The sequence below is a fragment of the Bartonella sp. CR84HXZ genome (assembly GCF_042194535.1).
In the GTDB taxonomy this organism is placed as follows: domain Bacteria; phylum Pseudomonadota; class Alphaproteobacteria; order Rhizobiales; family Rhizobiaceae; genus Bartonella; species Bartonella grahamii.
The window spans coordinates 1-22,651 of sequence record NZ_JBHIMY010000007.1 but is presented as its reverse complement, the minus strand read 5'-3'; the positions used below and the strand labels follow the sequence as shown (position 1 = coordinate 22,651).

Sequence of the window (22,651 nt, the reverse complement as noted above, 5' to 3'; positions counted from 1 at the left end):
TCGCAATCTTTTTTGAAATCATTTCCCACTAAAAACACTTTTTGTTTGGCTGCCTCCCCAAAAAAGAACGAAAATTTTTAAACTCTAGCGATCTGTAAACAATAACAATCCAGCTTCTTGTCTAATGCGTTCTCCCTGCTCACTTCCAATCACCCCCGCTCAAAGGACGATGATTCCCATCAGCAACGGTTTGTAAACAATCCTACTTCTCTGGGAAAGTTCCTCTCAGCTTCCCCATTTATATGGTTTACTCACATAAGACTCAACGAACAAGCTCTGCTTAAAGCTATTCATCACGGTCGCTAAAGCGCATGCGTCATCATTTTATCCGTCTACTACCTAAGATGTTTTATCACATACAACATATTGATTTATAAGGAAAGTTTATACGCTACAACTTGAATGAGATCTCTCAATATCATCAGATTCTCTCATTTTAAACCTATTCTCTGTTGAATCAATCAAAACCATTTTCTTGCACATCACAAAGGACTTGCACATCACAAGGGAAGAGAGCTTGCGTGGCGTAAAACTGTACAAGAAAGGCATGCCTCTTATGGACTTGTCTCAAGTGCCAAAAACTGTCGCAATACCCACGAGCTGGCAAAGTGTATGATAGTGCCAGTTTGTTACGACACAGCGCTGTTTTACGTCACAATGGATAACTTAACCTTTTCAGTTTCTCTCACTTCCAATTTTGGAAGACTGCGCACAATTTTCATTGTTTCCAAGCTTACAGTAATAACCCGCTGAAACAATTCCAGAGGATAGGCCGGATTACCCACCGTTTCAACAGCATAGCGATTAGCATCATTCACAAGACCGCTCGCTTTATCCGTTTTGACAATCTGGCGCTCCATAACCCATTCAAGAGCAGACCTGCCATTGACCACATAATCATAAGCTTCAAGAGGAATATTCTGCATCGTGATATTCGCATTATAAACCACTGTGCTCTTGTCAATAGCGCCACGCTTACCAGCAAATTTCATTGCTTCAACACAGTAGAAACTCTTCTCATCAGAAATCATCCAAGTTCTTGGATCACCCTGTTTATAAGTAACAGGATAGGGCTCAACCTCTTCATAATTCATATGCAAATCACCAAGTTTTCGCCCCGCTTTTACAAAAGCCCAAAAATCCTCTACTTTTTTAACTGTTGGGATACGTGGCAATTGTTTAGACAAGTTATGCGCATAACGTGCACGATAATCCTCAGAATGCAAAATCCCATAAGCATAATAAAACAAATCATCCTTTGTTATCATTTCACCAGGATATGCTGCCTTAAAATATACCAACCCTTCATCCGTGAGAGCATCACGCCGCTGCAAACCAGTTTCTTTGCTTTCCTCTGCAAAATTTGCAAACAAATGAACCTGATCCTTCTCTTTATCTCCTAAGGACTCAGCATCTTCATAAATATATCTTGGAAAACACTGACCAGTATCCATTGTATGAAGATTGGATAAATAATTAGTCATCAGAACAGAAAAACCACTACTTGCTCCAACTCCCGTAACTTGTATTACCCTGTTTTCAACCGCTGTTTCCATAGGGAATATACGCGGCATTTGATAAACTCTCTCATTAAAGGTGCGACTATAATAAAGCCACTGTCGTGTAAAAGGACGATAAAGACTTTGCACTAAGCAATTACTTTCAAAGTCAGAAAACTTTCCTCTTACCAATTCTTCTTTAAGGCTACTACTCCAGCTGATTTTCCTTGCATCTAAATTTACGAAATCATTCACAGCATTTGCACGCACTTTGCGGTCAGAATGCGCATAAACATTATTAAAACGTTTCACTTCATTGTTATAAAAAGTTATCGTGTTACGCATATTCTTCGCTAAAGCTCCACGGCTTGAATTATATGCCCAAGCATCGCGAGTAGTTATAATCCCACGAGAAAACGTTTCAAAGAGTTTTTTATCACTGCCCTTCTTATCACCTAAGGCCAGAAATTTTTCAAAATCACTGTTGCGCTGATTCAACCAATCGCCATGCTCATCTGGTGTAATCATCTGCCAGCCTTGTGCACGCTTGATCCCACCAACACTATTCAACCGCTGAAGTTGAGATAATTTCTCTTTTGTCGTGAGATTATCACCAATATCGTAATAGTGAATTTTGCAATGCTCCATGACATTTGGATTTTTAATAAATAGTGTCACAGCAATTCCTGCCATACTTCCACTTCCGAAAACATTTTGCCCTTCTTGAGCACGTCCTTTGCTCATCATATTTTTGCGAATATCACCACGCAAATTGAGAACATAAATGCTTGAAAATTCTTCATTCAATTCTTTTCGTAATCCACTCGTAGAATATCCATTGATAAAACCTGAATTTGTCACAAAACCAATAACACCACAGTCTTTTATGCGATCACTTGCCCAGCGAATAGCACGAATATAACTGTCATAAAGTCCATTAACATTACTCGCTTTGGATTGAGCAGCATAAGTTTCACGAATGCGACGATCCAATTTAGGATAGCCAATATTTTTCGCATTGTCGTTTTCACTTTTTTGCCCCGAAGAATAAGGAGGGTTGCCAACAATAACACGAATATCCAGTTCCTTCTGGCGTGATCGGCGTGTGCTGTTATCCACCAGCAAATCACTGATCAGGTCTTTTTCTTGCTCATAAAGCTGAAAGGTATCGGTTAAACAAATTCCCTCAAAGGGAACATAATCGCCCCCCATCAGACCATGATAGGTCGTCTCAATATTAATGGCTGCAATATAATAGGCTAAAAGCACAATTTCATTGGCATGAATTTCATGACAAAATTTGTGTTTCATCTCCTCTGGCTTTATCAGACCCGATTGTAAAAGCCGCGTGATAAAAGTTCCCGTTCCAGTAAAGGGATCCATGATGTGCACACCCGATGAGCCAAGCGTTTGCCCAAATTCTTGCTCTAAGACATCATTGACAGAGTGCAAAATAAAATCCACAACCTCAACGGGGGTATAAACAATGCCAAGTTTTTCTACAGTACGTGGAAAAGCATAACGAAAAAACTTATCGTAAAGCTCTACAATCAACCTCTGTTTTGCTTTTGGATCCGTAATTCCACTGGCGCGTAATTTTACACTTGCGTAAAATTTCTCGAGATCTTTGGATTCCTTATCAAGGTTTGCCTCATCAAGCACATCAAGCATACGTTGCATAGCACGCGAGACAGGATTCTCACGTGTGAACTGATACCCTTCAAACAACACCTGAAAGACAGGACGCGTGATAATATGCTGTGCCAACATCTCAATCGCATCAGCTTCTGTAACAGCATCATTTAAATCATCACGCAGTTCTGCCACAAACTTGTCAAAGGCTTGGCGCGCCTCAGTATTTGGCTCTGCCAGAATACCTGTTAAGCGCGTGATATGATTCTTAGCAATTTCAGCAATGTTGCTCGCCCAATCTTCCCAATAATCACGTGTCCCACATTTCTTGACGATCTTTGCCAAAATCGCACGAGAAATTTCATCCACCGGGAAAGAAAACTCCTTGTTTACCTGATCTGTACGAGTTAAATCATATTCCGGTGTTCCAATTCCCGCTCGTGCCGGTTGTACGCGTAGTGGAAGATTGTCTACAACAGCTGTAACAGCCTGTAACTCAGTGCTCTGTGTGACACCAATAATCTCAATCACATTGCTGATATCTTGGCTCAGCGATGCCTTATTAATCGTCGCATCAAAACGATCATCATGCGCACGCAAAGCATTTAAAATTTGCCAAACAACCCGATATTTATCATTGTTGTTCAAAGCCTGTTCCACCGGAATCCCAGAGGGAATACCAATTGGCAAAATGACATACCCCATCTTTTTGCCCTCAGACCGACGCATCACCCGCCCAACGGATTGCACAACATCAATCTGGCTCTTACGTGGATTTAAAAACATGATCGCATCCAGAGCCGGAACATCCACCCCCTCAGACAAACACCGTGCATTGGTCAAAATACGACAAACATCCTCACCACTATCAGCTTTCAGCCAATCAAGTAATGCACCACGATCCTTCGCATTGAAAGTGCCATCAACATGCTCAATTTCACACTTCAGAAAGTGCTCATTTTCCGTATCCTCTTTCGTATAATCAAGATATTCTCTAACAACCGCAGAAAATTCATCACACACCAGTTTAGAACTTTCAATAGTCTTGCAAAACGCCAAAGCACGACGCATGGGGTGTGGATCCGCACCAACATCAGCCTTCAGATCTTGTTTTGTCAGCGCCTTATAACAACCAATAATCTTCGTTGCATCATCAAGAACAAGTGAAGACTGGTCATCACTAAGACGCTTCTGAACAGCGGAACTGACCAATTTTTCATCCATTGCTAAGACAATAACCTTATAATCCGTTAAAAGATCATTTTGTACTGCCCAAGAAAACCCCCGATAAAAAAGTGTTTTACCAAAAAGCTTTTCATCATCCATCGAAGCAAGAACAACATTGGCTTCATTCGCGCGACTTTTTGCGTTATCACCAAAAATACGTGGTGTCGCTGTCATATAAAGGCGCTTCTTGGCACGAATAACATCATTAGAATGCACCTTAACAAAATTGGATTCATCCTCTCCAACCAGCGTTGCCCCTGTTGTACGGTGCGCTTCATCACAAATAATAAGATCAAATGTTGGCAAACCATACTTTTTCTGAGCATCCGCAACCACTTGAATGGATTGATAGGTTGCAAACACAACGGTCATCCTATCTGCAACACTCTTACCCGCCTGTTCTGCAAGTTTAGCAGCATCGGTTGTCGCCGGAAAAGCAAGATCAAACACATCAATTTCAGCAACATCATCACTATTTTTACGACGCTTTCCCACTTGTGTATCTGAACAGACAGCAAAGGATCTCAATCCGATTTCTGCATCCGTTGTCCATTCACGGACCGTCTGTGACATCAGTGCCAAGGAAGGAACAAGAAACAGAACAAACTTGCCTTCACCCGCTAAATCCTCAGCAATTTTAAGACTGGTAAATGTCTTACCAGTACCACAAGCCATAATAAGCTTACCCCGATCTGCTTGAGCAAGCCCAGCACGCACATCACGCAACGCATCCTGCTGATGTGGACGGATTTTCTTTTTATCCTCCAACACAATTTTGCCCTGGGCTGCAAAAGTTTCCCAACGGATCGGACTTTGTTGTATATCGGAAAGATTAATCCGTATAACAGGAATATCCTGCCCCCGTATCATTGTTTCAGCGTTATCACTCCAAGCACTTTCAGTGCTATCTATAATAACACGCCGCTTAAATGGAGCTTTCCCTGATGCCGAAATAAAACTATCAATATCTGCTTTTCTAATCCGATATGATGCATCATAAAATTTACATTGGATTGCTGCAAAACCCTCTTCATTACGAATCTTTGCCACAAGATCGATGCCAGTATCATGACCATCCCAATCATTTTCACGAGCCCAATCTTTAAAGGTTTGAACCTTTTCATAACACCCAAACTGAAGAGGATCATGTGTCAGATAAGCAAGAGCAAAACGCTCAAAATATGTACCTTTGTCCCGTTCGGTACGCGCTTCGTCACGATATGTCTGTAAAAGCGATTGCAGCGTCATGCTTCCCCCCAATGAAAAATACTTTCAATTATCGAGTCTAGCCAAATTGGTCAATGCCTATTATTTCCCCCAAAAGACTTTAGATAACTCGATTTACTGAATGAACCAATATTTATAATGGTATACGTACTAAGCAAAATAAATTGATAAAGTTTTACTTATCAGCAAAAGAGTGGAATCTGCTTCCTCCTCATCTCTGATAAATATCATGTAATCACTTACAAGAATGTAGAGATTTGCTTTATTATTTTGGTGAGCTTTTTTTGATATTTATCTATTGAAAATAGTTTAAGCTCATATTCAGGAGGTGCTAAACGCAATAAAAGCATAACGTAAAACTAACAACCAGCTATACCAATACACATAATAATGAATACAGCAATTAACATTCCCAGCAACATGAGCCCATAAGTGTATTCATCTCGTTCTCCCTACAAAACTGGAGCTTCGTAAAAACCTATATCTCCGTCGCATAAAGCCATAAAGAATCTTAAAACCAAACGTTACCAATACCAACGCCCCTCTCTTTGCCATACAATTTGTGAGCAAAAAACAGGGCCACGAATAAACAAAAGGAAAAGAAAAACTATAGAAGACCAACTCGCCTCGTATACCCGTTCGTTTTTTTTAGATATAAGCTGCTTTTCGTTTAAACTTGCTTCTTTTTTATCCTGTTTATCAACAGATATACACTCCACTTCCACGCCTATTTTTAGGTTAAAATCCTAAAGTTATCGCGCCTTGTATTTTGTATAGCTATAAAAATACAAGGGAAATTTATTCATGATACGTTGTGTCGTAAAACTTCATCCTTTAACGTTATATAAAGCACGCTCCACTTAACGAACAAAGCGTTTTCTAAAATAGAACAGCGAATAATGCTAAATTTTTCCCATCCATGTTTCGCTTTATAAACGCTTCATCCAAGTGGAAAACATCACAACAAACATGCCCCACAATTGATAAAGCCTAATCGCGTGAAAGAGCGACAACAGGGTCAAGCCGTGAAGCTTGCCGCGCTGGAGAAAAACCAAAACAGATTCCAATGAGGGTTGAAAAAGTAAGGGATAAGATGATCGAATCAATCGTATAAACCAAGTGGATAGGCGCCTTAAACAGAAGAAATAAACCACCGATAGAAAGCCCAAGCAAGATCCCCAAACCACCACCAATGACACAAACCAACACCGCTTCAATGAGAAACTGCTGCAAAATATCACTTTGGCGTGCACCAACTGCCATACGCACACCAATTTCATTGATCCGCTCAGAAACGGTGACCAGCATAATATTCATCACCCCAATACCACCCACAATCAGGGAAATAGCTGCAATTGAAGAAATTAAAAGTGTTAAGATATGTGTACTTTCCATGATACGTTCACGAAAGAATTCTGAATTTCTAATGAAAAAATCTTCTCCACCATGCCGCATAATGAGAAAACGTTTCACCATGTTTTCCGCTAAATGTGAATCGACATCATCAGCAATCCTAACGGTAATCGCACGAACTTCTGTTGTGCCAAGAAAACGCGTTTGCACTGTTGTATAGGGCAAATAAAGCTGTAATGTATTTGATGTATTTCCATTTGCGTTATTTTGCGAATCAACAACACCAATAATGCGCGCTGGAACATTACCCACAAGCACCACTTTGCCAAGGGGGCTCTCATGGCTATGGGGAAAAAGAACAGACAATGCTTCTTTCTCAATCACGAGATCAACCGCCCGATCATGCACACTTTTTTGATCAAAAAACTGTCCTTTGAAAACTTTAAGCCCCTGTGTCTGAAAGAATTGTTCTCCCACCCCCACAATGACGGCATTGACTTCAACTGCACCAAAACGCACTTTCGAACTTGTTGAAATCTGAGGCGTTACACCAGAAACATAAGGTAACCCAGACAAGGCTTCTGCATCAGCTTCAACAAGAGTTGTTATTTTCTCTGCTTGTGGATCAGAAAAACTTTTGCCAGGTAAAATTGTTAATGTATTAGCACCCAAGCTTTTAAAATTTTCCAAAATTTTCTCTCGTGTACCATTTCCCAAAGCCACCATAGCAATAATCGCCCCAATACCGATAATCACCCCAAGCATTGTTAAAAAAGTTCGCATTCGATGTGCATTCATTGCCAACAAAGCCATAATAAATGCCTCACGAAACCGCTCAACAAAAGACCGAAAAGAGCCAAGCTGTTGTTTAACTTTTAGTTTCTGTTTTTCATAAAAAGATTGACTATCCGTTTTTATTTTTGCCCCCGCTGCTCTTTTCTTTGCAACCTTTGTCATACTGTCAGCAATAATTTCTCCATCACTGATTTCGATAATACGCTCTGCTCTTTTGGCCACCTGCATATCGTGGGTTACAATGATAATAGTACGACCTTCTTGATGAAGCTCATCCAAAATACGCAACACTTCCTGTCCACTCTGTTTATCTAGTGCACCAGTTGGCTCATCGGCAAGAATGACCTCCGCATTATTCATCAACGCTCGAGCAATAGACACCCGTTGTTGCTGACCACCTGAGAGTTGATTTGGACGATGATTCACCCGATCACCCATGCCCAAGCGCGTTAAAAGATCTTGTGCACGCTTTTTCCTTGCTTCCACAGCACATCCTGCATAAATAGCCGGAATTTCAACATTCCCAAGAGCTGTCAACTCATTCAACAAATGATAACGCTGGAAAATAAAACCAAAATGATTACGCCGCAAAGCCGATAATTCATCAGCTGAAAGAGAGGCTGTTTCTTTCCCTGCAATCCAATAACGACCAGAAGTTGCCCGATCAAGACAACCTAAAATATTCATCAATGTAGATTTTCCTGAACCAGAAGCTCCCACAATCGCTACCATTTCACCGCGCTTAATGGTAAGATTGATATCCTTCAAAACAGTAACAAATGTTTCGCCCGCTGGAAATTTACGTACAATATTTTCCAACACAAGGACAGCATCTGCTTGGTTTGTGTTCATGGTTTAAATCTCGTCTTCACTATGCACGTCAGAAGGTTCTGGCATCACCCCATCAGGCGAGCCGGTGATAACAACATCGCCCTCATTAAGTCCTGAAACAATCTCTGCCATCACCTTATTATTCAACCCAACGCTCACCTGTTTAGTAACCACCTTGTTCCCCCCCTCCAAAACAGAAACCCATGCCTTATGCTCTTTTGTCTCATCGCGTAAAGCATCGCTTGGAACCAACAAGACATTTTGAGCACGCCCTAAGATAATATGAACTTGAGCAGTCATATAGGTTCGCAAAAAATTGTCCGCATTATCAACATGTAAAATTCCGTTATAATAAATAGCTGATGAGATTAAAGCACTAGACCCCCCTACCATACCAGGGTTAATACTCACATCAGCACGAATTGCTTCAGGAGCCGGCTCTATCTTTTCTAAAACGCCCTCATAACGACGCTGCGCATTCCCTAAAACTGTAAAATAAAGTGGTTGTCCAGCCTGAACTTTAAGAACATCAGCTTCTGAGATTTGCGCCTTGATCGTCATCTTTGACAAATCGCCCAAAATAACAATTGTTGGCGCCGACTGAACTGCATTCACATTCTGCCCTTCTTCCACAACTGTTGCCAAAACCGTTCCCGCTGAAGGGGCAGTTATGCGTGTATAACCTAAATTGACCTCTGCACTATCCACATCAATTTGTGCTTGCACAATCTGCTGTTGAAGTTGAGCAATTTGCGCCTCACGTATTTTTACTTGTGTCGCAGCATCATCGAGATTAGCCCGTGAAACCGCACGTGACTCGATCATTTTTTTCTGACGTGCTAAATTTTTCTGCGCAAGAGAAAGATGGGCTTCTTGTTCTACCAAACTCGCATAATAGTGAGATAATGCTGCTTTTTTTCTTTTTAAATCATTTTCTTGATCTGTAGGATCAATTTCTGCCAAGAGATCGCCTTCTTTCACAACACTCCCAGGAGAAACGCGCATTGATACCACACGCCCTGTTGCACGCGCACCAACAGCCACCAACCGATAAGGACGTACAAGACCAGAAGCTAAAACACTTTCCTCAATATCCCCACGCTTCACCACCGCTGTTATATAAGTTGGGCTAGATGTTCCAAAAACAACAGAACGCAACCATAAAAACAAGAGAAGAAGGAATATGGCAGTTAAAAAGAAGGAAAGTTTTTTGTGTTTTGTAATGAAATTTTTGAGTAGACTTTTTTTCATTTCCCTACCTTTGCACGCGAACGAGGTGCACCATCAACGACTTCCGGACGTGATACATCAACAACGCCATCCCAGCCCCCCCCCAATGCTTTCATCAACGTGATATATTGCGTAACCAAAGAAACACGGCTATCTTTAAGTGCCATTTGTGCAGAATAATAAGAGCGATCAGCGTTTAACAATTCAAGAAAACTGGTATTTCCATTCTCAAAAAGGCTCCGTGAAAGTTTTAAGGAATGAAGAGAAGCTTTATTCGCAACGATTAGCTTTTCTAAGCGTTGATGTTCTTTAGTTAATCTTACCAGCGCATTTTCTACATCTTCTAAAGCTCCCAACACAGCAGCCCGATAAGTAATAAAAGCTTGATCACGCTGTGCACGCGCAACAGCAATAGAAGCCTCAACCTGACCTCCATTAAAAAGAGGTAAACGAAGACCAGGTCCAAAAGACCAGCCAATCGTTGAATTTTTCCATAACTGATCAATCGCCGTTGCGGCTGTCGAAATATTACCTGTTAAAGTAAGTGATGGATAGCGATCTGCTTCACGCTGACCAATCCGCGCTGTTGCTTGCGCGTATTGACGCTCTGCCCGTCGCAAATCCGGACGTGTTAACAAAATATCGGCTGGAATTCCTGCTGGTATCGGCCAGCGTGGTTGTGGAATCTTTGCATGTTTAGCATTTTTTTGTAAAAGATCCTTCAATGCCGTAGGCACACGACCAGTTAAGACAGAAAGGCGATGAACGCTCATTGCTAAATTCGCTTCCATCTGTGATATATCTGCTTCTGTATTTGCCATTTGTGCTTGCGCATTTGAAACATCAAGCTCAGAAACATCACCAGCTGTTAATCTAGCGCGCATCAATTCATAGGTTTTACGTTGTGATACAGCAATTTGCCGCACAATCAACAACTTCTGTTGCCAACCACGCATTTGCACATAATTTGTTGCCACATCTCCTAACAGTGTCACCATGGTAGCGCGCATATCTTCCACAGCCGCATCAAGACCATAACGCGCTGCTTCAACCGCTCGTTTATACCCACCAAAAAAATCAAGCTCCCAGCTTGCATCAAAACCACTATGATATTGGTTTAACAATGCATCAGACTGTCCAGAATGACTACGGGTTCCTGAAATTGAATTGGACACATTTGGCAAAAGAGTTCCTACAACCTGTCCTAAACCCGCACGCGCCTCACGTACCCGAGCTTTGGCAACAGCAACATTATTATTTCCAGAAATCGCATAATCCATTAACGCATCTAGAACGGGGTCATTCAAACGCCGCCACCATCCGGCAAGCGCAACTGACTGCCCAGACGCCTGTGCAGATTTTTCTCCCCAACCTGCTGGAACACGAAAAGATGTTTTCTGGTAATTAGGACCAACCATACATCCTGACAAAAGCAAACACAAAAAGATACTAGAAAGTAATCCACGAGAAGCGCCCCTTTTGAGATTTCTGATATACATCTAGTCTCCCGCATTCTTTCAGAATCATTATTTAATATTAATACTTTATTTACTTCTTATTTCAAACTTAACGTGAAAAATCAAATACAGTTTGCACAGGAATATGATCTGAAGGACGTTCCCATCCGCGCGCATCACGAAAAATCGAAAGATCTACAACAAAAGGTGCTAAATCAGGAGAAGACCAAATATGGTCAAGCCGCCGCCCATAATCGGTAAATGCCCAATCGCGTGCACGATAACTCCACCATGTGTAAAGCTTGGTAGGAACAGGGATATGTAACCGCATCAGATCAACCCATCCACCTTGACAGCATAAAGCTTTTAAACGCTCGGTTTCAATGGGAGTATGGCTTACAACCTTCAACAATTTCTGATGAGACCAAACATCCTCTGCCAAAGGAGCAATATTTAAATCGCCCACCAAAAGAGAAGAAAGACCATCTCCTTGATCCGCACATACGGAGGACATTTCTTCTAAAAAATCAAGCTTATGCCGAAATTTTTCATTCACATCAGCATCAGGAATATCTCCCCCAGCAGGAACATAAAAATTATGAATCCGCAAGCTTCTCCCATGGGCTTCCACAATAACTGAGATATAGCGACAATCTTGGTTTTGGCAAAAGAAACGCTTTTCTACCTTTTTAAAAGGCAACCGAGAAACAATAGCCACCCCGTTATAAGATTTTTGTCCACTCAATGCGATATGCTTATAACCCGCCGCTTCAAAAGCCTCCACTGGAAATAAAGCATCTGGACATTTTGTTTCCTGTAGACACAAAACATCTGCGGAAAAGAGTTCCAAATACTGAAAAACCTGTGCAAGACGCAAACGAATAGAATTAATATTCCAAGTTGCAATACGAAAGAACATCCATTTCAATCCCAATGAAATAACACAGCACTATTTCTTTGAAGGAAGTGTAAACATTCCATTAGCGAAGCGGACGTCCGTCCGCACATTCATAATCTGCACAGTAGTTTCCAAATTTTGTTGGTCAACAATTGTCCACTGGCGCAAAGCAGAGCCTTTAGAATCAAAAACCATCCTTATTTGCCCTGCCCCAATCGTTTTATCACGCAGAACAATCGTCACAGCCCCTGGATCTTCGCGAAATGCCAACAAGCGCCCAGAAGATACATCAATTTTATCACCCAACAGAAACTTCATTGGCGTTTGCGAAAGTTGTGAAAAGTTCCAAGTATTCAAAGCCCGATTGTTAATACCTACAAATTGACCATCTGCAATAATCTGTAAGGGCATTTTTTTGTAAATGAAACGAATTTTCCCTGGACGCTCTAGGTAAAATGTCCCCTGAGACATTTTCCCCTTTGGACTAAACTGAATAAAATCACCTGTCATTGTTTTGATTGCCGCAAAGTGATTTACAACATTTTGCGCCTTTATCACTTTATTAGACGCTTGCGAAAAAACAGGAAAAGTTAAACACCAAAAGATAATAATTCCCACCAACCCAAAGACTCTTCTTTGCGACAAAAAAGACGTTTTCATAAAAAAATGCTCCCAAGCAATACCTAATTGACTTTATAATTTATAACTTAAGTAATCAACGATGAATAAATACCCTTCTTTATAAGATAACGATATTGTTTGAAAAAACTATCAAAAGATTTTTAAAAGTATTCTTCTTCGACCGTCCCCAAAACTTTCCGCTTACCCATATCATTTGCTGGACTAATAATGCCTTCTCCTTCCATCCTTTCAATCAATGTTGCGGCACAATTATAACCAATACCTAAACGGCGTTGAATATAAGAAGTCGAAGCCTTACTGTTCACGAAGTACAACTGCCACAGCTTGACTATAGGAATCATCTTCTAAAGAAAAAGCTAAAGAAACATCCTTCTTTATTTCTTGCGGTATCGTTTCCAAATAATTAGTCTGCGTTTAAGTTTCCGAAAGCATCCAAATTTCCCGTTTTTCTGCTGATTTTCTAAACGCATAATATATTCTTTCCCACCCCTAATCTGTGAAGCAACATAAATTATAGTCAATACATAACGGATTAAGTACTAAACATATTACTCACGCACCTGAAAACTCTTTTAAGTGGCAAAAATGCTTTTTTGACTTCCTTCCAATCCAAAAGAATAAAAATTTTCACCCGAACCAGTCTGTAAACAGTTTGGAGTTTAGCAGATTTCACTTGGCTTCCCACCCCATATGATTCATTTATATAAGGCTCGACAGATAAGCCTTGCCCTCAATATTTAGAGCGCACTAAAAAAACACTTAAATATCAAGCCTTACATGCTTTTATACCCCTACATTCGCAATAACATTATTTTATACCAAGATATTGATTTATAATAATTTATCTTTTTAACTTAAATCATAACGCCAAATACAGGAAGGTTCTCTCATCACATACTTTCTCATATCGAATCAATTGAAATCATTTTCTTGCACGTTACAAGCAAGGTTGGTGTGTGGATAAAAATTATATAAGATAAAGAATCCCCTTATAAAGAGTCTCAAGTGCCAAGGAGTTATCGCAAATCGAGAGCTGGTGTATGAAAATGCAGAATTTCTACGATAAAGTGGGATAAACACTTGTTTTATAAGATATTATAAAAACAACTATAAAGATTTTTCAAAAGCGTTCTTCTTCGGCAGGCACTAAAATTTCTCGTTTCCCTGCGTGATTTGCTGGACTAATGATACCTTCTTCTTCCATCCTCTCAATCAATGTCGCAGCACGGTTATAACCAATGCCTAAACGGCGTTGAATATAAGAGGTCGAAGCCTTACGATCACGAAGCACAATAGCAACAGCTTGACTATAGGGATCATCTTCTGAAGGAGAAGCCAAAGAAACATCAGCACCATCCTCTTCAACTTCTTGCGTAATTGTTTCCAAATAATCAGGTCGTGCTTGCGCTTTGAGATGCGCAACAACCTGCTCCACTTCATCATCCGCAACAAAAGGACCATGCACACGTTGAACACGTCCTCCTCCCATCATAAAAAGCATATCTCCTTGTCCCAATAATTGCTCAGCCCCCTGTTCACCTAAAATTGTTCGGCTATCGATTTTTGAACTCACCGAAAAAGAAATACGTGTAGGAAAATTGGCTTTGATCGTTCCAGTAATAACATCGACGGAAGGACGCTGTGTCGCCATAATTACATGGATACCGGCAGCACGTGCCATTTGTGCCAAGCGTTGAACCGCGCCTTCAATGTCTTTACCAGCAACCATCATCAAATCAGCCATTTCATCAATAATAACAACAATATAGGGCATAGGACTAAAATCAAGCGTTTCCGTTTCATAAAGAGGCTCACCAGTTTCATGATCAAAGCCCACTTGAATTGTCCGCGCCATTGTCTCTCCCTGACTTGCTGCTTCCCTAAGACGTGCATTAAACCCATCAATATTACGAACGCCCAGTTTTGACATTTTACTATAGCGCTCTTCCATTTCACGAACAGCCCACTTTAAAGCAATCACGGCTTTTTTAGGATCTGTCACCACGGGCGTTAATAAATGAGGAATGCCATCATAAACCGAAAGCTCAAGCATTTTCGGGTCCACCATAATGAGACGACATTGTTCAGGTGTCATCCGATAAAGCAATGATAAAATCATTGTATTGATAGCAACAGACTTTCCCGATCCTGTTGTACCAGCAACCAAAAGATGGGGCATTTTTGCTAAATCTGCAATAACAGCTTCCCCCCCAATTGTCTTACCCAAAGCAAGCCCTAATTTTGCTTTGCTTTCAATAAATTCTTGCGCCTGCAACATTTCTCGTAAATAAACCATCTCACGCTTTGCATTGGGCAATTCTATTCCAATCACATTACGTCCTGGAACCACCGCAACACGCGCCGAAATCGCACGCATCGAGCGTGCAATATCATCTGCCAAACCAATAATACGGGAAGACTTAATGCCGGCAGCCGGTTCAAATTCATACAAAGTTACCACCGGTCCAGGACAAGCATCAATAATTTGCCCCTTGACTCCAAAATCTAACAAAACCCCTTCAAGTTCCTGAGAATTTGCTCTTAAAACAGCAGGAGAAAGTTTTGCATCCCTAACAGACGGTGGTGGAACCGAAAGATAATCTACAAGAGGAAGAACAAAACCACCATTTGAAGAAGCTGTTAAAGACTTTCGATTTTTAACAGGAGAAACATAGGCTTTATTTTGATTTTCCTCACACTTTACTTTTTCACCCAAAAAAGTTGGCTCAATCCGATCAAATGACTTTCCTTGCCCCTTACTCTGAAAACGCCTTTTGAAACAGAACAAACGAAAGAAACGCGCTTGTAAAAAATAAAAAAGATGTAAAAGAGCGCCAAAAGTTGTCGCAAAAAAACCATGATTTTCACGATCATCCTCTGCAGCATATTCCGTGTCTTCTTCCAATTCAAAGACTGGATTAACGATTGCATCTTTTGGAATGCTTTTTTCTTTTCTTTTCTTTGTTCGACGCCGCCATATCACATTGCCAGCAAAAGCAGCAGTGAAAAAACCTAAAAGAATAAAAACAACACTGAAAAACACCGTGTAAAGAGGAGAAAGAAAAAGAGGAAAGATTGAAGAAGCAACACTTAAAGCTTTATCTCCTAAAACCCCTCCCAATCCCATTGGCAATGGCCAATAAGTAAAAGAAGCAACAGGTGACATAAGGGCAAAAGCAATTAAAAAACAAATCGTTGATAGCACCCATAAAAAAAAGCGCAAAGTCAAATTGTAGATATTCTTTTGCGCCAATAAGAGAAAAGACCAAAATAATGGCGGCAACAAAACAGCAAGACTTGCCAAGCCAAAAAACTGCATAATAAAATCTGAAAAAATTGCCCCCATCCACCCCATAAGGTTTGTAACCTCATTTGTACTTGCATGGGTTAAAGATGGGTCCGCAACATTCCACGTCGCCAAAGCAAACACACAAAAAATAATAAAGCCCAAAAGCCCAAGCCCAATAAATACCCCTATCTGACGTAAAAACATCTCAATAAGACGCGAACCTTGAGAATTTCGCACTTCTAATGAATCATAAGGAGAAGAACTTCGGTGCATCTATCAATTCCAAATACAAAACTTTCATATTTTAAAGAGTTATAACTCCCTCTCTCTTACAAAAGGGTGAAGCTTAAACTCTGTGCCGATCTGTAAACAAAATAGCCTGTAAACAATCCGACTTCTTATCTAGCGCGTTCTACCTGCTAACCACTTCATATCATTCATATATCACCACCCTAAGAGACAATCCTTCATAAGGCGCACAAAAAGCTCTCCTAGGATATTTATCACACGATCAACCAAAAAACACCTCATGTGTAAAGTTTTACATGGGTCCTATAGGCACCTTCCTAAACAGATGATGTTTTTTACACTACATCATGATAACGGCAAAATATTAATACTGTTTTAACCATCACGAATGAACACAATTTTTTATCTATCATACTAACTAAATATACCCCTTCAGGACAGGCATACTAAAGTACACTCATACAACTTAAAAAATACACGACCATCTTTGTTTATTTTTAGTTTTCTTTTTTATCAACCAAGTGTAAAAAGAATTGAAGAGGACATTCAAAAAAGCTTATCCGATAAATCTGTAAAATGAATCACATAAATGATGAAGCAGAAGAACTCTCAAAAACCAATCTGTCATCAGATTGACGCCAAAAAAGAACCTCGTTTTTGTAAAGCAGAAAGAAAAGTAAAAGTTAAAATATTTTAGGCAATTTAAAAAGATATTCTTTTTTAAAAAAAGCAAACTGTAAACAATGGAAGAAGTATTGTGTGTTCTAATCGCAATAAAGACGTACAACCCAATAAAAGAATAAAATCTCATAAAACGAAACAATGTGATCTGCTCATTGCAGGGGGGGCGGCTGTCGGTTTAACCTTAGCGATAGCACTCAAGCAAACAGCCCCTAATCTGAAAATAAAAATCGTTGATGCTGCTCCACAAGGAGATACTCCTGCTTCTAATATACGAACCATTGCCCTTGCTGCTGCTTCTATTCGTATGTTAAAACAATTACAATGTTGGGAACCTATAAAACCCTATGCGCAACCCATTCATTCAATGATCATCACAGATACAAGCACAAGTGATCCTGTCAAACCCACTCTTTTAACCTTTGAAGGCGATATTAACCCTGGTGAGCCCTTTGCTGCTATGGTAGAGCAGAGAGAACTCATCAACACTTTAAAAAAACGTGTCAAAGATCTCAATATCCCTGTTATTGCAAACACGCGTGTCATTGATTTTCATCAAGAAGACCAATATAAAACCGTCACTTTAAATAATGAAGAGGTTTGGCAAACAAAATTGCTTATTGCAGCCGACGGAGCCCATTCGAAATTACGCCAAAAAGCAGGTCTTAAAAACTTTTCTCATCCCTATAAACAAACAGCAATCATCTGCACAGTTGAACATGAAAAACCCCATAATGGTCAAGCAATTCAACATTTTTTACCTGCCGGTCCTTTTGCTCTACTCCCTCTCAAAGGCAACCGATCTGCCATTGTGTGGAATGAAGATCATAAAACTGCGCAATATTATCTCAAAGCTAATGCCCTTATTTTTGAAACAGAACTCGAAAGACGCATTGGCCATCGATTAGGCAAACTCTCTTGGAATGGCGAACGTCAAGCTTTTCCTTTGAGTCTTTCTTTAACACGTCAATGCGTTAAACCACGTTTTGCTCTCGTTGGCGACGCCGCCCATACCATCCACCCCATTGCAGGACAAGGACTCAATTTAGGATTACGTGATAGCGCTGCCCTCGCTGAAGTGATTATTGAAACAGCACGACTAGGTCTTGACATTGGCTCCCTCACTGCTTTAGAGCGCTATCAAAGCTGGAGACGTTTTGAAGTTGTCCGTATGGCTTTAAGCAATGATTGGCTTAATAAACTCTTTTCTAATGATAGCCTTCTTTTACGGATGCTCCGCGATACCGGCCTTGGTATTGTTAATCAAGCGCCAAAAATAAAAAAATACTTCATCCAAGAAGCTGCCGGACTCACTCCAAATGCCCCACGCCTTCTACACGGCTTCCCACTTTAAGCAAAAATTCATCCTATTTCACTTTTTTACAACCTTTGCCTCCCTCCTTCAAAGAACAAAAAATTCCTATCTCATCCAATCTGTTTACAAACCAGATTCCTGTCGAGTAATTTTCTCTTGACTTCCTCCTGCCATATTTCACTTAATATAAGACTCGACAAGCGAGATACATTCTAAGAATATTCACCACGCACTGAAAAAAAACATTTAATGTCTCAAAGAGGTTGCCTTATATCACCACACCTTAAAAGAAGCCATTTCACGTCATAACGAAATAAACAAGACCTTTTAGCACACAACATTTTATTTATAATAATAAATTCATTGTTCTCATATTGAGTGATAAATCTAACGATCATAAAATACCCTTAATTCAAATCTCTCTCATGTTGAAGCAATCAAAATCATTCACTTGCACATCACAAGCAGGAGTGTCGTATAAATAAAACAGCAATAAAAATCCTTACCCTCTCAAGTACTAAGGGCTTTAGTAACATTGGAGGTGAGTAAAGTGTATAATGGCGCCGGCTTATATTTTTTATTGAAATAAAAATGGTGGTGTACAAAATGGATTTTATGTAATCATAGGGACTTTTACGTTATACTATTCACGAGAAGCACCATAAAATAAGCTTAGTTGCATTGAAAAATTTTTCTTTTAAAAAAAGCACGTAAATTGGTAACACAACTGTATTCTGTTTGAGGTATTCTGTTCCTCAGACTAACCCTTTAACTTATTGTGGAATACCACACGATTTTAGAAAAAATATTCTAATATATAACAAAGTGTTCCGTACTCTATACCATCACACACAATTGTAAACTTGCATATCACCCCCCCCCTATTTCACACCATAAAAGAAGATAAACCGCAATAGAAATGACTCAATCCTTTTATTTTCAAATAAGCTCTTTATTCATTATTCATAAATGCTCATAAATGAATTTTAATCACAAACGCTCAGAAATATGTCATAAATTCTATAAACCCCATAACAGCCATAAAAATTTTTCATTTCCTACACACTCACTCATCTCAACAAAACGAACGATAAATAAAGTAAATGCCTCATATATATTCTTACAGAAAAAAGACCAAACAAAATCTATAACATCAGGCTTGTTCTACAGAACAATATTTCAAAAATATAAGTATGCTAATTTATTAACTTATTAATTGATAAAATTATCATTTTACATATTAAGTGAAAATCCCCATGCAATAAATTATTCTCATTTCGACCACTTTTGTAAAGAGTCAATAAAACTATAAAAAGAAGTAAAATATCCCCCTCTCTCAAATGCCAAAAGCAATTACAATATTATAATCTGGCATCATCATTATGCTTGCCAGATTATAACAACAAGACCTTTTTCATTTAAATACATTTATTCATGCCCCCTATCATTTTATTTGATCACTCAATACTTTAATATATTCGTTCAGTATATCTATACAATCAAATTACCCAAAAGAGCATACTTCTTACATTTACATTCCTTGGTATTCCCTTATCTTGTAAATATCGCACACGTGTTATGTTACTTCAAGTTCATCAAGTGTATACCCATTCTCCAACCACTCTTTAATCCACTTAGGCCTACGTCCACGCCCATTCCATAATTCCCATTGGTTATTGGGATTTCTATAATGGCGCTCTTTGCTCACAAGATCAGCGATATCAATTCCATGGGCATTAGCAATTTCAAGAATTTTTCGTCGCGCATTTTGCTTTTCCTTTGCTTGCCGTTTTTTTAATTCCATATCGATTTGTGTACGCATCTCTTGTAGTTCATCAAAATTCATATTTTTGAGATCATTCACCTTAATTACTCCCCTTGCAAAAAAGAATTTTTTCTTGCCATATTTTAAACACAATTATAGACAATTTTTGTCTATTTATTATCGAAATTAAAATTACGATACATATATCACTTTGACGGAGATGTGCTTTGGACCACAAAGAACTGTTTATTGGTACATCAATTACCACCACTGCATCTTTTTTCAGTTCAATCGCTGGAACTACTAAATGTAGTGCTCAAACACCATCACACCTCTCTGACTCTCATGAATCAGTAGTCAAAAGTAAATATAAATCGTCACTCTATAAGTTATGGCAATACGCAACAAAGAACAAGCCCTCTCTGTATAATGATAGTGTGGTTCATTATGACAATAAAACCTCCCCTCATACACAACGGATTTTTACTTCGTATAAATTTTTTTTGAAAAGATTTTTGCAACTAGAAAATTATATAAAACAAGCAGCTTCAATACAGTATCAAAGATTATTATTTTTTAAAAGCAGCGCATTTTTTCGTGATTCCAATAATATTGGTTGGCGTAATGTGCTCTATTTTATTCCACACTTTTATCTTGTTGGTTGGATATTCGCATATATTAGAAATATTCTTAGAAGAGAACAAAACAGTAATCACAGGGAATATTCTACGCTAAACAATTTCGTTCTGCAAATTTATAAAATCAAAAGACAACGAAAAAACGCACCACAAAGAATTAGCATTTGTATTAATAAAATTTTTCATAATAAGGTGTATTGCTAATGATTGTTCCAGATTTCACATTTTTTGCTGCTGCATATATATCCAATACGCCTCCCATAACATTTTCAGTTATCGCCGAACAAGAAGCGCGAGACAATGTCTATGTAACAGATGATAAAGATAACTTCTTCTATCAATCATCTCAGCTTAAGGAAACAATCGCAACAACTGAACAGTTTAGACAGAGCAAACATAATTTTAACATAATTTTAGGGCAAATTGGTGTTGGAAATGTGAAATTGTTTTCTCTTTTTGATGCATTTGGTTTTTGCAGAAATCTTACAGCTGTACAAAGCGCTTTAACTTACTGCTATGAACGAACAACATCAAAGTGCATCTTTGAAAAAGCGACTTTGCAATCTGTGCTAAATTTTTACAACACAGAAAACTCAAACCACACCTCTATACAGAAAGTTACTTCATATATTGGAGTAAAAGCTGCTGTACGAGGAAATGAAGATTTGCAGGAGCCTGTAAAGCTTAAAAAAGAAGAACCAGAACAGACAACTAACGTAGATTCTCTTCCTCCCTCTTCAAGAGGAGAGGAAGATGCATTTACACATAAAGAAAGTGGCACCAGCGATGCTTTTTCGGCTGAAAATTCTTCTTCATCGAGAGGCTCGCTAGAGTGACAACTGATATTTTCACGAAACCCTAGAATTTTGATAGGATATTATAATGAAAGGTAGATAAGAAAATGTTAAAGCTCTAATTAGTAAGATTGGACAAAATCTCTTCTAATTGAGGGCAAAGATAATGAAAATGATAGAACAAAACAGCGTTGATATAGCATTTAATCAAAAAGCAGCACGTGAGATTACAGTCGTGATGCTTTCAGAAAGAGAATGGTATTTTACGTTTATTTCCGATGATCCAATCACCGGAAAGCCAAATAAATATACGTTACTTACACAAAGAGGAAAACTAAGAACTTGGGCTGATCCAAAATATCTCTTTAAGTTTCTTCATGAACGAGGGGTCATTTGTGGGAGTTTTAATCTTAATCAGGATAAAGAACATGAAACAATTAAATATTCTTCACACAACAGCTCGTAATAAAATTGCTGCATTGTCTGCAGCTTTAACTGTGTTTTTTATGGGTAGTTCAGCTCATGCACAAGCCCAAGCAAACACTTTAACAAATGCATCGAAAGCTCTAACGGATTTACAGACAGATTTAAAAGTGATTATCCCTGTTGCTGCTGCCGTTATCCTCTTGTGCTTAGCAATTGGTTATGCGGGACGCTACATCGGAAAAGACACATTTGTACGGTGGGCAATCGGGGTTGTCATCGCAGGTTCTGCAACCCAACTTGTTACACTGCTATTTAAAACAACGTAATAATGGCGTTAATTACAAATTATAAAACACAATATGTTTATTTATATAAAAATATTATCTAGATTTTAATAAGAGTGAAATATGCAAAAGTTAATTAGTGTTCAATCGAAAAGTAACAACAAAATCATCACAATTTCTGCAGCTATGGCTGCGTTCTTTATGAATAGTTCTGCTTATGCACAACAAGCAGCCGTTTTAAAAAATGCATCGACTGCTCTAACAGAGTTACAGACAGACTTAAAAGTGATTATACCTATCGCTGCTGCCGTTATACTTTTATGTTTAGCAATTGGTTATGCAGGACGCTACATCGGAAAAGACACATTTGTACGGTGGGCAATCGGGGTTGTCATCGCAGGTTCTGCAACCCAACTTGT

Annotated in this window: 13 protein-coding genes and 1 pseudogene; 5 read left to right on the top strand and 9 right to left on the bottom strand. The window is 39.1% G+C overall.

The window, feature by feature from the left end:
• Nucleotides 1-647: 647 nt before the first annotated feature.
• The 8 genes and pseudogenes from ACFIKD_RS04640 to ACFIKD_RS04605 form a co-directional block, all read right to left on the bottom strand.
• Nucleotides 648-5,606: a DEAD/DEAH box helicase gene (locus ACFIKD_RS04640; protein WP_375647340.1), complete on the bottom strand. Its 4,959-nt coding sequence runs from the start codon at nucleotides 5,604-5,606 to the stop codon at nucleotides 648-650.
• Nucleotides 5,607-6,575: 969 nt separating this feature from the next.
• Nucleotides 6,576-8,585, bottom strand: coding sequence for a MacB family efflux pump subunit (locus tag ACFIKD_RS04635; protein WP_375635487.1), 2,010 nt, complete (start codon nucleotides 8,583-8,585; stop codon nucleotides 6,576-6,578).
• A 3-nt stretch (nucleotides 8,586-8,588) separates the two neighbouring features.
• Entirely contained in the window at nucleotides 8,589-9,815 is a 1,227-nt protein-coding gene (locus ACFIKD_RS04630) for an efflux RND transporter periplasmic adaptor subunit (RefSeq protein ID WP_375647339.1), read from the bottom strand.
• Entirely contained in the window at nucleotides 9,812-11,293 is a 1,482-nt protein-coding gene (locus ACFIKD_RS04625) for an efflux transporter outer membrane subunit (RefSeq protein ID WP_375644432.1), read from the bottom strand. The genes ACFIKD_RS04630 and ACFIKD_RS04625 overlap by 4 nt, the downstream gene beginning before the upstream one ends.
• Before the next feature lie 67 nt (nucleotides 11,294-11,360).
• Nucleotides 11,361-12,170, bottom strand: a complete 810-nt coding sequence (locus ACFIKD_RS04620; protein ID WP_375635484.1) for an exodeoxyribonuclease III — start codon at nucleotides 12,168-12,170, stop codon at nucleotides 11,361-11,363.
• A gap of 30 nt (nucleotides 12,171-12,200) precedes the next feature.
• Nucleotides 12,201-12,809, bottom strand: a complete 609-nt coding sequence (locus ACFIKD_RS04615) for an outer membrane lipoprotein carrier protein LolA (RefSeq protein WP_375635483.1) — start codon at nucleotides 12,807-12,809, stop codon at nucleotides 12,201-12,203.
• A gap of 122 nt (nucleotides 12,810-12,931) precedes the next feature.
• A pseudogene (locus ACFIKD_RS04610) lies at nucleotides 12,932-13,196 on the bottom strand (DNA translocase FtsK); the annotation flags it as partial.
• 715 nt (nucleotides 13,197-13,911) lie between these two features.
• Complete coding sequence (locus tag ACFIKD_RS04605) at nucleotides 13,912-16,353, bottom strand: DNA translocase FtsK 4TM domain-containing protein (RefSeq protein WP_375635482.1); 2,442 nt, start codon at nucleotides 16,351-16,353, stop codon at nucleotides 13,912-13,914.
• A gap of 733 nt (nucleotides 16,354-17,086) precedes the next feature.
• Here ACFIKD_RS04605 and ACFIKD_RS04600 point away from each other — a divergent pair.
• On the top strand, nucleotides 17,087-18,364 hold the full coding sequence (locus ACFIKD_RS04600; RefSeq protein ID WP_375647337.1) for a ubiquinone biosynthesis hydroxylase: 1,278 nt from the start codon (nucleotides 17,087-17,089) through the stop codon (nucleotides 18,362-18,364).
• A gap of 1,537 nt (nucleotides 18,365-19,901) precedes the next feature.
• Here the strand turns inward: ACFIKD_RS04600 and ACFIKD_RS04595 are convergent.
• Nucleotides 19,902-20,189 carry an H-NS family nucleoid-associated regulatory protein gene (locus ACFIKD_RS04595; RefSeq protein ID WP_375635480.1) on the bottom strand — a complete coding sequence of 96 codons (288 nt, stop codon included), beginning with the start codon at nucleotides 20,187-20,189 and terminating at the stop codon, nucleotides 19,902-19,904.
• A 742-nt stretch (nucleotides 20,190-20,931) separates the two neighbouring features.
• On the opposite strand from ACFIKD_RS04595, the gene ACFIKD_RS04590 reads away from it, so the two are divergent.
• From ACFIKD_RS04590 to trwL (ACFIKD_RS04575), 4 genes are all read left to right on the top strand, one after another.
• Nucleotides 20,932-21,564 (top strand): TrwN protein, encoded by a 633-nt coding sequence (locus ACFIKD_RS04590; RefSeq protein ID WP_375647336.1) that lies wholly within the window; start codon nucleotides 20,932-20,934, stop codon nucleotides 21,562-21,564.
• Between the two features lie 124 nt (nucleotides 21,565-21,688).
• On the top strand, nucleotides 21,689-21,988 hold the full coding sequence (korA, locus tag ACFIKD_RS04585; RefSeq protein ID WP_375647334.1) for a KorA family transcriptional regulator: 300 nt from the start codon (nucleotides 21,689-21,691) through the stop codon (nucleotides 21,986-21,988).
• Nucleotides 21,951-22,274: a VirB2 family type IV secretion system major pilin TrwL gene (trwL, locus tag ACFIKD_RS04580; protein WP_375644426.1), complete on the top strand. Its 324-nt coding sequence runs from the start codon at nucleotides 21,951-21,953 to the stop codon at nucleotides 22,272-22,274. Before korA ends, trwL (ACFIKD_RS04580) begins: the two co-directional genes overlap by 38 nt.
• Nucleotides 22,275-22,355: 81 nt before the next feature.
• Nucleotides 22,356-22,651 (top strand): VirB2 family type IV secretion system major pilin TrwL (gene trwL / locus ACFIKD_RS04575; protein ID WP_375647333.1); only part of this gene is annotated, 296 nt, incomplete at its 3' end.

What these genes read in the sequence shown, in the direction of transcription:
- ACFIKD_RS04640 (WP_375647340.1), bottom strand. Translation starts at nt 5,606, where the DNA reads ATGACGCTGCAATCGCTTTTACAGACATATCGTGACGAAGCGCGTACC.
- ACFIKD_RS04635 (WP_375635487.1), bottom strand. Translation starts at nt 8,585, where the DNA reads ATGAACACAAACCAAGCAGATGCTGTCCTTGTGTTGGAAAATATTGTA.
- ACFIKD_RS04630 (WP_375647339.1), bottom strand. Translation starts at nt 9,815, where the DNA reads ATGAAAAAAAGTCTACTCAAAAATTTCATTACAAAACACAAAAAACTT.
- ACFIKD_RS04625 (WP_375644432.1), bottom strand. Translation starts at nt 11,293, where the DNA reads ATGTATATCAGAAATCTCAAAAGGGGCGCTTCTCGTGGATTACTTTCT.
- ACFIKD_RS04620 (WP_375635484.1), bottom strand. Translation starts at nt 12,170, where the DNA reads ATGTTCTTTCGTATTGCAACTTGGAATATTAATTCTATTCGTTTGCGT.
- ACFIKD_RS04615 (WP_375635483.1), bottom strand. Translation starts at nt 12,809, where the DNA reads ATGAAAACGTCTTTTTTGTCGCAAAGAAGAGTCTTTGGGTTGGTGGGA.
- ACFIKD_RS04605 (WP_375635482.1), bottom strand. Translation starts at nt 16,353, where the DNA reads ATGCACCGAAGTTCTTCTCCTTATGATTCATTAGAAGTGCGAAATTCT.
- ACFIKD_RS04590 (WP_375647336.1), top strand. Translation starts at nt 20,932, where the DNA reads ATGATTGTTCCAGATTTCACATTTTTTGCTGCTGCATATATATCCAAT.
- korA (WP_375647334.1), top strand. Translation starts at nt 21,689, where the DNA reads ATGAAAATGATAGAACAAAACAGCGTTGATATAGCATTTAATCAAAAA.
- trwL (WP_375644426.1), top strand. Translation starts at nt 21,951, where the DNA reads ATGAAACAATTAAATATTCTTCACACAACAGCTCGTAATAAAATTGCT.